This is a genomic window from Desulfococcus multivorans (genome assembly GCF_001854245.1).
Classification (GTDB): Bacteria; Desulfobacterota; Desulfobacteria; order Desulfobacterales; family Desulfococcaceae; genus Desulfococcus; species Desulfococcus multivorans.
The window spans coordinates 794,832-807,266 of record NZ_CP015381.1; the positions used below are offsets into that span (position 1 = coordinate 794,832).

The 12,435-nt window shown below is 56.0% G+C and carries 10 protein-coding genes and 1 riboswitch; of the genes, 5 read left to right on the plus strand and 5 right to left on the minus strand.

Going from position 1 to position 12,435, the window contains the following annotated elements:
• Window positions 1–43: 43 nt before the first annotated feature.
• The 3 genes from dmul_RS03405 to dmul_RS03415 all read left to right on the plus strand — a co-directional run bounded on the left by dmul_RS03405 (window position 44) and on the right by dmul_RS03415 (window position 5,855).
• Complete coding sequence (locus dmul_RS03405; protein WP_020877421.1) at window positions 44–3,184, plus strand: NAD-glutamate dehydrogenase domain-containing protein; 3,141 nt, start codon at window positions 44–46, stop codon at window positions 3,182–3,184.
• Between the two features lie 38 nt (window positions 3,185–3,222).
• Window positions 3,223–5,295: an FAD/NAD(P)-binding protein gene (locus dmul_RS03410; protein ID WP_020877420.1), complete on the plus strand. Its 2,073-nt coding sequence runs from the start codon at window positions 3,223–3,225 to the stop codon at window positions 5,293–5,295.
• A gap of 104 nt (window positions 5,296–5,399) precedes the next feature.
• Entirely contained in the window at window positions 5,400–5,855 is a 456-nt protein-coding gene (locus dmul_RS03415; RefSeq protein WP_020877419.1) for a ferritin-like domain-containing protein, read from the plus strand.
• A gap of 123 nt (window positions 5,856–5,978) precedes the next feature.
• Here the strand turns inward: dmul_RS03415 and cobI are convergent, their stop codons facing one another.
• The 3 genes from cobI to dmul_RS03430 form a co-directional block, all read right to left on the minus strand.
• On the minus strand, window positions 5,979–6,695 hold the full coding sequence (gene cobI / locus dmul_RS03420) for a precorrin-2 C(20)-methyltransferase (protein WP_020877418.1): 717 nt from the start codon (window positions 6,693–6,695) through the stop codon (window positions 5,979–5,981).
• 186 nt (window positions 6,696–6,881) lie between these two features.
• Window positions 6,882–7,066, minus strand: a riboswitch (cobalamin riboswitch).
• 54 nt (window positions 7,067–7,120) lie between these two features.
• The gene (rbr, locus tag dmul_RS03425; protein WP_020877417.1) at window positions 7,121–7,642 is read right to left on the minus strand and encodes a rubrerythrin; all 522 of its coding nucleotides are present in this window, start codon (window positions 7,640–7,642) and stop codon (window positions 7,121–7,123) included.
• A 2-nt stretch (window positions 7,643–7,644) separates the two neighbouring features.
• Window positions 7,645–8,142: a Fur family transcriptional regulator gene (locus dmul_RS03430; protein WP_020877416.1), complete on the minus strand. Its 498-nt coding sequence runs from the start codon at window positions 8,140–8,142 to the stop codon at window positions 7,645–7,647.
• A gap of 294 nt (window positions 8,143–8,436) precedes the next feature.
• On the opposite strand from dmul_RS03430, the gene dmul_RS20440 reads away from it, so the two are divergent.
• Both dmul_RS20440 and dmul_RS03435 read left to right on the plus strand, forming a co-directional pair.
• Complete coding sequence (locus dmul_RS20440) at window positions 8,437–8,604, plus strand: hypothetical protein (RefSeq protein ID WP_020877415.1); 168 nt, start codon at window positions 8,437–8,439, stop codon at window positions 8,602–8,604.
• A gap of 66 nt (window positions 8,605–8,670) precedes the next feature.
• Window positions 8,671–9,648, plus strand: coding sequence for a class I SAM-dependent methyltransferase (locus dmul_RS03435; RefSeq protein WP_020877414.1), 978 nt, complete (start codon window positions 8,671–8,673; stop codon window positions 9,646–9,648).
• A 32-nt stretch (window positions 9,649–9,680) separates the two neighbouring features.
• Here the strand turns inward: dmul_RS03435 and dmul_RS03440 are convergent, their stop codons facing one another.
• Window positions 9,681–10,721 carry a glycosyltransferase family 2 protein gene (locus tag dmul_RS03440; RefSeq protein ID WP_020877413.1) on the minus strand — a complete coding sequence of 347 codons (1,041 nt, stop codon included), beginning with the start codon at window positions 10,719–10,721 and terminating at the stop codon, window positions 9,681–9,683.
• Between the two features lie 163 nt (window positions 10,722–10,884).
• Window positions 10,885–12,435, minus strand: a complete 1,551-nt coding sequence (locus dmul_RS03445) for an MBOAT family O-acyltransferase (protein ID WP_020877412.1) — start codon at window positions 12,433–12,435, stop codon at window positions 10,885–10,887.

Below are 12,435 nucleotides of genomic sequence, written 5' to 3' on the forward strand. Positions count from 1 at the left end.
AAAGCTGAGTCGTCCGTTAAGACCGAAACGATCGAGGAGAATCATGGACCATAAAGCCGGCTGTTCCCCCGCTTTTTCCCGGGGAACCTACATCATCAAAAAAGCCCAGAGCGTCAATCTCGACCCCAGCGTTCTCTATGAGGCCGTCATCGACCTGTCCAGCGAGGGACTTCTCACCGCCAACTGTATCAACATGGCGGCGGGAATCCTCCTGGAAGACCTGGGCTTGCCCAATTATTTCTTTGAAAACATCAAGGCGGGCGCGCTCAAGCAGATGCTGTCATCCATCGCCACCAGCATCACCTTCAAGGACGGCAAGGGGGTTCTGGTGGGCCGGGTGGCCCATGTCGACTTCGACCTGGAGAGCGAGAACAACGTCCAACGGGTCAGGATCGCCACCCAGGAGACCCGGGACAGCATGGAAAAGGTCCTGGAGGACCAGATTCCCGGCCATCGTCGCGAATATTACTATTGCCCTCTAAGTCACTATTACACCTACATCATCCGACCGGAAACGGTCAGGGATTACGACCCGGACTCCTTTGGAACATCCCGATTCCTGTTCTCTCTGGCGGGAGACTACACTGCGACACCAGCACCCACGCGACGGCGCTACGAACGGTTTCTCGAGGCCGCGGAACGCGCCGTGACGCCCCTCATCGAGGTGTTCAATCTTCCCGAGACCGGTGAGACCCGTCTGATGTTCAACAGCGATTTCGCTTCACCCCAGCTCCCGGTATTCCGGAAGCTTTTCGAGGATCACGGCCTGGTGCTGAATCGCGCCTATTGGGAGCCCTATTGCAGAAAATTGCCGGTGCCGTCCTCTATCTGTTCCCTCTATGCCCTTGGCGAGCTTTCCCGGAGAAAAGAGGCGGCGCTTGTCGCCGATCTCTGTGCCTACCTCGCCTTTGCCGTCAGTGACGTAACCGATCTTTACGTGACCGGTAAACTGACCTTCGACGAGATGCTTTTTGCCGGAAATCTTGTCGATTTCACCCACATGTTCATTTACAAGGAACGGGACAAAGCCACCGACCGGGAGATTCTGGAGAGTCTCGTCAGCAAGGATCACAAGGAGGCTTTTGCCGGACGGATTCACGGCGCCAACAAATCCACATACGTTTCGAAACTCATTCTCGAAACCGCCCTCGAGAATTCGGATCTCATCAAGATCCTCTACGGTCTTTTCGAACAAAGGTTCAAACCCGGGATTCAAAACCGAATCACCCCGGAAGTGCTCGAACAGAAATTCTCGGCCTTCGACAAAATCATCGCCTCCCGCTTCATGGATGCCTGGCAGAATTACGATATCTTCAGGTTCATGTTCAGGATGGTCTCGTGTACGTTGAAGACCAATTTCTACAAACCGGAAAAGCGGTCCTTCGCCTTTCGATTTGACAACCGGATTCTCGATCCGCTGGTGTTCGACCGTTTCGTGTTCGGCATCTTTTACGTGAACGGTCACTACGCCTGCGGAACCCACCTGAGGGCCGGAGACATCGCCCGTGGAGGGCTTCGCCTCATTCGCGTGTCGCCGAGCAATTATTCCACGGAGATCGACAATGCCGTGCTCCTGAACTATGCCCTGGGGCCAAAGGCCCAGCGGTTGAAGCACAAGGACATCTGTGAAAGCGGTTCAAAGGGCGTGGTGGTGCCCCATGCCGTCTATGCCGGCCACGGGATGGCGGCCCTGTACGACTATACCGAGGGCATTCTCGATCTGACCCTGGAGGATTCGGCCGTGATCGACCATTACGGGAAGCCCGAAATGGTGTTTTTCGGCCCCGACGAGGGAACGGCACCCTTCATGGACGCAGTGGCCTTTCGCGCCCGGGAGCGGGGCTATCGTTACTGGCGGACCCTCACCACGGGCAAGAGCTTCGGCATCCCCCACGATACCTACGGCCGGATCGAGGGGGGCGATCTTTTTGGCCTTATTGACCGGCGGGAGCAGGGCACCGAACTCTGCATCAACGGCGAAACCGTCCTCGTCACCCGGAATATGGACGACATTTATGAGGTCGTCGGCGGACGAATCGAAACCAGCGGCATGACCACCACCGGCGTGATGGGGGCCTTCAGGACCCTCGTGGCGCACTTCGGTGAATCAGAGGAAAACCTCAACCTGATGATGACCGGCGGTCCGGACGGAGATCTCGGGGGCAACGAGATCCAGTGTTACAAGGGCAGGATCTGCCTCGTCATCGACGGCGGATCGATCCTCTTTGATCCTGACGGGCTCGATCGTCGCGAACTGACGAAGATTGCCTTCATGCGTCATTCCTTCCCCAGAGCCAACTCCATGGCTTTCCCTGTGGACAAACTGGGTTCCCGCGGATTCCGGGTGCCGATGAAGGCCAGAAACATCCCACTTCCCGACGGCACGGTCGTGGAGGACGGCGCCCTGTTTCACAGGACCTTTCTGTCGGACCCCGCGAACCGCCGTTTCATTCGTGAGGCCGATATCCGTGCCTTCATCCCCTGCGGGGGATTCAAGGACACTGTGAACCGCGGCAATGTCAAGCCGTTTCTCTCTATCTTCGAGGAGTTGAAGTTCATCGTCGAGGGCGCCAATGTCTTCTTTGACGACGCTGCCAGACGCTATATCGCCACCACTACGGGCATCAGGCATATCAAAGACACCACGGCCAACAAGGGGGGCGTTTTTTCCAGCGCCGTCTCCGAGGTTCTCACCGGCTTTCTCTTTGGAGACGATTACGAGGCGAACCTGTTGGACGACGCCGAGACCCGATGGGCATTGATCCGGGATATCCTGGGGCTGGTGGAGGCCAACGCCCGGGCGGAGACTGCAATGCTTATCCGGATTCACGAAACCGATCCGTCGGTGCCGCTCTTCGATCTGTCGGAGCGGACGAGCGAACAGATCTTCACCCTTCAGGCCGTTTTTGAAAAGCGCATCCGGGAGATCCTGGCCGACGGGGACCGGGTCCGGCAAATCCTGGAGCGCTATATTCCGGGTATCCTGATCCGGCGGCTCGGCATGGAGAAGATCATGGACATTCTGAACAATCCGGAACTGCAGGCATACCGGAATGCCATCCTTACCAAAAAGCTCGCATCCATGGCCTTTTACCGATACGGCCTCGAATGGCGGGATCTTCTGCAGCGAATCGAGACCGACTTCGCCGAGGGCGTTAGGACCATCCTGTCGACGTCGGTCTGAGGGGCATCGCAGGTCCTATCGAACGGTCGTCCCATATAATGAACACCCAACGTCAAAAAAAGTCGGTCTTATCGGACGGGAGCAGGGTCTGTATTGTCGGGGGCGGGCCTGCGGGCGCACTTTTCGCCGTTCACCTGCTCCGGGAGGCGAAGTGCGCAGGGCGGAGGCTGTCCGTTACGATCATCGAGAAAAAAGCCCAGCGTCATCCCGCAGGCCGGATATGGCAACGCAGGGGGTGCAACCACTGCGCGGGCGGCATCTCGCCGCGGCTGCATGCGCTTCTGCGCGAAAAGGACCTGGCGCTTCCCGAGGTGTTGATTCAGGAGTCCTTTACCCATATCTGGATCCACGGGCTCTGGAAGAATTTTCCCCTGAGGGTTCCGGCCGGGCAGCGGATGACGGCGGTGTTCCGCGGAAGCCTGCCCGGCGACCGAACGGACGGCGGGAAGGGTTTCGACCACTTCCTCCTGGAGAAGGCCGTTGCGGAAGGGGCCGACATCCTGACCGGAGAGGCGCGGGAGATCCGGTATCTGCCCTCGGGAAGGCCGCTGCTTGTGGTCAAAACAGCGGGGGCGGCGGCGAAGGCGGTCGATGCGGATTTCGTCGCGTTGGCTGTGGGCGTCAATCCGCGGCCGGGGCAACCCCCTTCCGAAAACCGTCTCTTTCAGTCCTGCCGTGCGATCATGCCCCGCTTCAGGCCGCCGGAGGTGCGGCGCACCCTGGTCCTGGAACTGAAGCCCGGACGCGGCTACCTCAGAAAGGTCATGGACCGGGAGCTCTATTTTATCGAATCCGGCTCGAAGGCGCTGCCGCTGGAGCATATCGCCCTGGTTCCCAAAGGGGATTACCTTACTGTCGCCCTGGTGGGCAGGAGCGTCGACAGGGCCGACCTGCCCCGGGACACCCTGAAGATCGCCCGGGATTTCCTCGCGCTCCCTCATATTCGCGCCATCCTTCCCCACCTGCCCATGGAAACCATCCCCGTCGCTTGTGCCTGCAGCCCGTTCATGGCGGTCAGGCCCGCGAAATTCCCGGTGGCTGATCGCATCGCCATGGTCGGCGACGCCCTGGGCGCAAGACTTTATAAAGACGGACTCTATTCCGCGTTCGTCACTGCGGAAGCTCTGGCGCGGACCGTCATTCACGAGGGGATCGACGCGGAAAGCCTCCGGGCGGGATACGGTCCGGTAACCGCCTGGCTGGAAACCGACACCCGTTACGGCAGGCTGGTGTTCGGGTTGATCCGGACGGCATTCTCCTCCCCCCTCCTGAGTCGGATCCTTTACCAGGCCTTTGCCACGGAGATGAAGTTTCGGGAAAAAGAACGGTGGCACCTGGGAAATGTCCTCTGGAGAATCGGCAGCGGCACCGCCGACTATCGGGACGTCTTTCTCGATTTGATCAGCCTTCCCGTGATCCGTTCCATTACCGTCGGTGCTTTCAAGACGGCGCGGAATCTGCTGACCGAGGCGGCTTTCGGTATCCGTTGGGAACAATACGGACGGTATCCGACGGTCATCATCAAGGAAAAAAGAGACTATTTCAAGCGCTCCATCGCCGGGCCTCTGGGGGTGACCCTCGATGTCGAGCCCGAGATGGAACGGATGTATGCCGTCAAGATCCGGGCGTCGGCCCGAAGCATCTTCAACGAGCTGAAAAAATTCGGGGACCCGGACCGGCGGTTCCTCAAACTCAGGTTCGTTACGGTGCGACGAATCTCGGGTGTTCCCGCCGAAGTGGGAACGGTAATCCGATACCGCCTCGGTCGATTGCCCGTTTCCATGGATGTCCGTCTGGTTCGGGCCATTTCCGACAAAGCCCTCCTTTTCGAGGTTCAGGAAGTCTTTTCGGAGCGGGGGCGGCTGCTCTTCGATATCACGCCGACGAAAGACGGCAACAATCGTCTGGTCATCTATACCGCATTCGATTTCAGGAAAGGGCGGGGCTTTCCCGGGAGGATGCTCTGGGCGATCTTCAAAGGGATCTTTCCGGCGTATGCCCATGACGTGGTGTGGAACCATGCCGTCTGCTGCATCAAGGCGGAGGCCGAGAGACGCGAATCCGAACGGGATTGGGCCGGCGTCGACATCGGGGCGGGAGGCCGCGGGTGAACACTGAATTTCAGGATTGATATCCTTTGGTGCATGTATTAGCTTGAACCATGACCAAGGATTGACAATTTGTTTCCGACAACCGACTTGCAAGGGGAGGATGCATGAACCGAGCGGAGTACGACACGATTTTGAAGGACGCCATTCAAAGCGAGATCGCGGCTCAACGGTTTTACCGGGACGTTGCCGGCAAAATGAAGGATGCCTTTCTGAAGGACCTGTTTCTGGGCTTTGTCCGGGAAGAGAAGAAGCACCAGGAAATCCTGGAGGGGTTTCGGGCGGTCATACCCGAAAAACTCCCATTCGACGAGGAGCGGGATTACCACGTTGCCGAAACCCTGCCGGATCCCGTGGTTTCGGCCGACATGACGCCCAGCGACGCCTTCGCCCTGGCCATGAAGAAGGAAGAGTCGGCCATGAACCACTACACCGCACTCGCCGGCGGCTGCACCGATCCCAGGCAGAAGGAGATCTTTATGGAACTGGCCGCCATGGAACGGGATCATAAGCAGAAGATGGAGAGCGCCTTCGTGGATATTGGATATCCGGAAGTCTGGTAGGAAAGAAGCGTCGGGATCGAGGGGCCGCAATGGCGGGCATCGGTTTTCCGGGCGAGAAATCAAACAGGGAGACCGCTGTTCCGGCATTGAAAACAGCCGTCGTCCGTCGTGATCGCGGTGGAATCAGGGGTTCTGCTTTGCGATGATGATGGTCCAGTAGCCGGGTTTCCGATCCTTGAAAGCGCGGATGTCGCGGATGATCTCCTCCTGGGGCAGGCTGCAACAGCTGATGCCGACGCTGTTGTCGACCATATTGCTTTCCTCCAGGGCCAGGGAAATGTCGGCGGCATTGCGGTATGCCTTCAGAAAAACAATGTTTTCGGGTCGTGGAGAGGTGTTCCGGAGGCGATCTCCCCCCTTGACTCCCGACGTGATGAGCAGGGACTCCTCCCCCTCCACCAGGGGCGTGTTGAGACGGGAAGCGCAGGCCTGATAAGAGGTGATGCCCGGTACGGTCTCTATGGGAAGATCGGGGCGGATCGCCAGAATGCTTTTCAGGACATACCCGTAGGTGGAATAGGTCATTGGGTCGCCCAGAGTAATGAACGCCGCCTGTTTTCCCGCCGATACGTGGGCGATGATGGTCTGGGCGTTTTCCCGCCACGCCTTTTCGGTTTCGATCTTGTCCCTGGTCATGGGAAAGGGGAGTTTGATGATGGGGGTGTTTTCAGGGATATGGTTCCTGGCGATGTCGACGGCCATACTGTAGGTGTTCTTGGATGAAGAGGCGGCAAAAACCACATCCACCCCACCCAGGATACGGACGGCCTTGAGGGGAATCAGTTCAGGATCCCCGGGGCCGACGCCGATGCCGTATAGTTTTCCGGTTGCTGTCATCATGGCAGTTCAATGCACCTTATTTATAGCACGGATGTCCATGCCGTCATGTCGGGCGGCCTCGCCTGTTCGAGAGAAGGCGCCCGCAGGTTGGGCAATAAAAAAACCCTTCAAACCCATTGGGCTTGAAGGGTTGCACCCAGTTTCTTGACCCTTTCAGATTGCCGGCGTCTCCATTCATCGTAGAGAAGGACAGGCGTGTCCAAGGCAGGTCTTCTGGTTTTCGGATCGTCCTACTATTCGCACCTTCCCATTTGTGTTTCACAAACAGTGGTATTCGCGAATTTTGTCCCCGATTACAGCGGCGGGACCACTCCCGACTTCCACGGGATTCCCATTTTAAGCACTGCGGCACCTTGAACGATATTCAAATATCCTCTGATAGAAGAATTATCGAAGCTTGTCAAGGCATAATCAGACGGACGCGGTTAGAAGTCCATGCATGCCGGTTCGTAATATTCCTTCGGTTTTTTGCAGGACGGGCACTTGGGGGGCGGTTCCTTGCCTTCGACAATATAGCCGCAGACGCTGCATTTCCATTTGATGGGTTCCTCCCGTTTGAAAACGGTCCCGGACTCCACCATGGCCAGAAGCTTTTTGTAGCGCTCCCGGTGATGCGCTTCGATTTTCGCGACCTGCTGAAAGGCGATGGCGGCGAGCTTTTCTCCTTCGGCTTCGGCTTCCTTGGCAAAGGTGGGGTACATGCTCTGGACCTCGTAGTCCTCGCCGCCGATGGCCGCTTTGAGATTTTCGATCGTGGTGCCGAGGCCGTTCAGCATCTTGAAATGGTCCAGGGCGTGCTGCTTTTCGTTTTCGGCGGTCTCTTCAAACAGCTTGGCGATGTAATGATAGCCTTCTTCACGGGCGATTTCCGCAAAGAAGGTGTACTTGTTCCGGGCCTGGGATTCCCCGGCGAAAGCGGCCTGCAGATTTTCCTTGGTCTTGCTCATTCCTATTTTCCTTTCTGTTTTGGATTTTCGTCATGATGGGGCGTGCCGTGAGGTTGCGACGTTTTTTTGCTGCATGCGTTACAGATGCCTTTCAACACGATGCGCTTGTCCAGAATTTGAAAGTCCGCGGGGACATCCTCGGGATCCGCCAGACTGTCGAAATACCGGTGGTGGAAATCCGTGATGCTGCCGCATTGAATGCAATGCAGGTGGTGATGGTCCGAGACGTTCGCATCGAACCGTTTGGCGCCGCCGAAGATCTCGACGACGTTGGCAACGCCGATATGGACGAACGTCAGCAGCGTTCGATTGACGGTGTCAAAAGAGATGTTGGGATAGTCTCTTTTGACAAGCCGGTAAAGGACGTCGGCCGAAGGGTGCATGTCGGACTGCAACAGTTCCCTGTAGATTGCCACGCGCTGGGGCGTAATTTTCAGGTGATGTCGGTGACATGTATCGATGAACGCTTGAATTTTTTCGGTGACGTCCTGTCTGCTCATATAACTACTAAATAGGAATTAATCCTATTTGTCAAGTACAATTTCAGGGAAGGCATGGATATTTTCAAGGATGCCGATGTATTCGGAAAGTACAAGAGGCTATGAATCCCGGGCGGGAACCGGGAAGAATCGGCAGCCGATGCCGTTTTTCTGCCAGACTGCGGACTGTAACCCGCTTCGGGATGAGACACATTTTTGACATTCTGGATTTTTATCCCCATATTGGATCCGTCAATAACATCTGTCAACCGGAACGGGATTGGAAACCTCTTGTCCTGAAAAGGAGGAAAGCATATGAATATCGGGTACCGCCTACTGATCTGCCTGGGCATCGTCATTCTGCACTTTGCGGCGTTCGCCGTGCCTGTCGCCGAACTCTTCATGATCTATGTCATCCTGTTCAATCCGCGCTGGTTCAGAGATTTCCTGAACGGGACGGCCGGCTCTCCGGAAAAGCGCTGATGGATCGTCCGAGCGTTGGAACCGGTTTGATCGGATCTCGTTTCAGAGAGGGAAAAGGAGGGCGCCATGACGGATGACGTCACGACGCAGAAATATCGGCGCCAGGCCGAAATGCTCGGCAACAGGATCAAAAAACGGTTCAAACACCTGCACCGGCGATATGCCCGCCAAAACATCGAGGCGTTCCGACTGTATGACTGGGATATTCCCGAGATCCGCGCAGTTGTCGACTGGTATGCCGGCCACCTGGTCGTCTCTGAATACACGAGGCGGCAGTCTACCCCCGAATGGCTGCCCATGATGGGGACCGCGGCAGCGGGGGCCCTGAATGTCCCCATGGAGAAGGTCCACCTCAAGCAGCGCTTTACCGGCGGCGGTGACGGCGTGCGCTATGAGCGGATCGACACCACGGATGAGAAGATCGTTGTCTCCGAAGGGGATATGGCGTTTTACGTCAACCTCAACGACTATGTCGACACCGGGCTCTTTTCCGATCACCGGAACACCCGGCGGATGGTGCGGGATATGGCCCCGGGAAAGGATTTCCTGAACCTGTTCTGCTACACCGGCACCTTCACCTGCTACGCTGCTGCAGGCGGTGCGCGGCGAACCGTCTCCGTCGACCGGTCGGAGACCGCCATCCGTTGGGCGAGAGAGAACATGGCGCTTAACGGCATCCCCGAGACGGGCCATTCCCTGATCCAGGCCGATACCTTCGATTTTCTCGAACGGGCCGATCATGAGCATCAAAAATTCGATCTGGCCGTGGTCGACCCGCCGTCCTTTTCAACGAGCCGGGATCCCCGGCAAAATCTGGACGGTTCTTTTGACGTCTCCACCGACCATCCCGTCCTGCTCGATGCCGTCATCCGACGGATGCACAAAGGGGGCATCATCGTCTTTTCCACCAACCACCAGAATTTCGAGCCCCGCATGGACCGGCTGCCCATCACCGACATCGAGGAGATCACCGCCAGGACGATCCCCGAAGACTACGCCGGCAAACGGAAGACCATCCACCGGTGCTGGAAGATTGTGGTTTGATCAGACGGAAGCCTCCGGGGTGATTTTCACGGCTATGCCTGACGGCCTTTGCGGGTTGGGTTCCAGGGGGCGGATGCCGGAACCGTCCGTTTGTCCATGACGTTCCATATCGCCCGGATGGAAGCTTTTCGTTGCGATTGGATTGCTCTGCGTTTTTTCCACATGTTCGGGATGTCCAGGAGGGCGTCACGCTTTGCTGCGAGAATTACCCTGAGTTGTCCCCGCCATGCAAAAACCGCCACACCCACCAGATTCATCAACAAATGCCAGGGCAGGAGCGCCCAGAACAGGAAGCCCGGGACATTTTTCATGAATGCCCAGACCATGTTCCGGTGCCCGTAATACACCGCTGTATCGCTGTGACCGCCACCGGTCGTCGCCGATCCGACGTGATAGGCGATCGCATCGGAAGCGAACCGGCAGCGATGACCATTGAGACGAAGACGAAATCCTAAATCCACATCTTCGATATAACAGAAAAAATCCTCGTCGAAACCGCCCACAGCGATCAAATCGTCACGCCGGTAGATTGCCGCCGCTGCACATGGGCTGAAAACTTCCTGGTCTGCAAAACTCATCGTTTTCTGGGCCATTCCATGGCGATCCCGCCAAACCAAACCGCTGGCGTGATATACATCACCTGTACCGTCCAGGAATTCCGGGTCATTTGCCATGACAAGCCGACATGCGAAAAATGAAAAATCCGGATTTTTCGCAGCGGCATCGAGCATGTGTTTCAGCCATGACGGTTCAAGAAATGCATCAGGATTGATCAGCGCAATCCACTCGCAGTCATCCAGATATTCCAGAGCGATATTGTTGGCCTTCGCAAATCCCACGTTCTGATCCATCTTCACGTAATGAAAATTTTCCGAACGGACGTCAAACCATTCGACAGGTTTATCGTCGTCATCGTTGTCGATCACGACAATCCGGAAAAACGGGGTTTCCTGCCGTATAATTGCAGCCAGGCATCGCGTCAGGTGCTTCCAGGAATGCCAGTTTATGATGATTGCACCGGCATTCGGCGGGTTATTGACTGCTGAGGATATCTTTTGCCGTTCTGTTTTCATTGATATATCGTCCCACCGTCTTGCATCGTTGATTGATGTGAAAGTATTTTTTCCAGAAAGATGGCGATCGTCATGCCCATAGCTTTACTTGTTTTTCGAAAAACCGGTTTGGACGAGAGGTGCAGGAAACGTCCAAAATGAGTGATGAAGAGAGATAGATATGTCAAAAACGGAAATATATGAAGGCATTGTATGTCGAACCAAACAAAGGCATCAGGCAAACAGCAAATAGAATCAAAAGGGCAATCAGGCGCAGCGATTCTCCGACGCAGGCACGGATAGGCGGGATGCGCTGCAGGGTCTTGAGCCATGCATCACGGCAAGCAGGGATAACGGGAGCTGAAAACAGAACCCCGAATACCAATGCCAGGTATACGTCACCGGTAAAAAGTTGCATCCAAACCAGGTTCGCCTGCACGCCCATATCGTAAGTTCCGAACAATGCTTTGATATAATATCGCGCATGTGTGAACGTGTCCGCACGAAAGATGATCCAGCCGATCATGACGACGAAGAGGGTATAGGCGTGCTGAACAAACTGGGGAAGCATAGCCGGGAAAGTGGGGAAGAGCCGTTCCAGAACCAGGAATCCGCCGTGATACACGCCCCAGATGATGAACCCCCAGGCTGCGCCGTGCCAGAAACCGCAAAGTATGAAAACGGCCAGGAGGTTGAAAAGTGTCCGTGCCACACCGTATCGATTGCCCCCGAGAGGCAGATACAGGTAGTCTTTAAACCAACCGGAGAGTGTCATGTGCCAGCGACGCCAGAATTCCTTAATGCTTCTCGAAATATAGGGGTAGTTGAAGTTCTCCGGGAAGGTGAACCCGAACATGTGGCCCAAACCGATGGCCATGTCGGAATACCCGCTGAAGTCGTAATAGATCTGAAGCGTATAGCAGACCGCTCCGGCCCACGCCGCAAGTGGAGAGAGTTCCTGTACGGGGATGGAGAATGCCGCATCTGCAACGCGGCCCAGGGTGTCGGCAATCAGGATCTTCTTGGCAAGTCCCAGGATGAAGCGGCCCGCACCCGAGGTAAAGGTATCTATAGCCAATATACGATTTTTGAGTTCGTTTGCGATAGCGGTATAGCGGACAATGGGGCCGGCCACCAATTGGGGAAACATGGTGAGATAGCAACCGAAATTGATCAGGCTGCGGGCAGGTCGCGTTTCACCCCGGTAAACGTCCATGAGATAGCTGATGCCCTGAAAGGTATAGAAACTGATGCCCAGAGGCAACGCCACTTGTGAGAAGGTTTTACCTGCGAAAAATTGTGGAAGCAGCGCATTCAGCAGTGACAGGACATTATCCATAATAAAATTGATATACTTGAAATAACATAGAATGCCGAGATTCAATGTTATCCCTATAGCGAGGAGCATTTCACGCCGGAGGGAAACAATTTTCCAGCGATGGATAAGCTTCGCGTTTTCTTCAATCCCCACGGAGAGAATCAGTCTGCGTTTAGCGGGGAGATATTCCGGCGGCAACACCAGTCCAAAGCCATAGTTGATCAGCGTGGAGGCCAATAAAATAAGGACAAACCGCGGTTCGCCCCAGGCATAGAAAAGGATGCTGGCGGCAAACAGGAAAGTGTTACACCAAATGAGGCTGTGTCGAGGCTTATGCAGCAGGCTGTAGATCAGTAGATAGCCCAGCAGCACCAGGGGCAAAAACACCAGAATGAAAGTGACGGAGCTGAACACCAT

Bases quoted from the DNA above. Each gene is read 5' to 3' on its own strand.
- dmul_RS03405 (WP_020877421.1), top strand. From the start codon at position 44: ATGGACCATAAAGCCGGCTGTTCCCCCGCTTTTTCCCGGGGAACCTAC.
- dmul_RS03410 (WP_020877420.1), top strand. From the start codon at position 3,223: ATGAACACCCAACGTCAAAAAAAGTCGGTCTTATCGGACGGGAGCAGG.
- dmul_RS03415 (WP_020877419.1), top strand. From the start codon at position 5,400: ATGAACCGAGCGGAGTACGACACGATTTTGAAGGACGCCATTCAAAGC.
- cobI (WP_020877418.1), bottom strand. From the start codon at position 6,695: ATGATGACAGCAACCGGAAAACTATACGGCATCGGCGTCGGCCCCGGG.
- rbr (WP_020877417.1), bottom strand. From the start codon at position 7,642: ATGAGCAAGACCAAGGAAAATCTGCAGGCCGCTTTCGCCGGGGAATCC.
- dmul_RS03430 (WP_020877416.1), bottom strand. From the start codon at position 8,142: ATGAGCAGACAGGACGTCACCGAAAAAATTCAAGCGTTCATCGATACA.
- dmul_RS20440 (WP_020877415.1), top strand. From the start codon at position 8,437: ATGAATATCGGGTACCGCCTACTGATCTGCCTGGGCATCGTCATTCTG.
- dmul_RS03435 (WP_020877414.1), top strand. From the start codon at position 8,671: ATGACGGATGACGTCACGACGCAGAAATATCGGCGCCAGGCCGAAATG.
- dmul_RS03440 (WP_020877413.1), bottom strand. From the start codon at position 10,721: ATGAAAACAGAACGGCAAAAGATATCCTCAGCAGTCAATAACCCGCCG.
- dmul_RS03445 (WP_020877412.1), bottom strand. From the start codon at position 12,435: ATGGTGTTCAGCTCCGTCACTTTCATTCTGGTGTTTTTGCCCCTGGTG.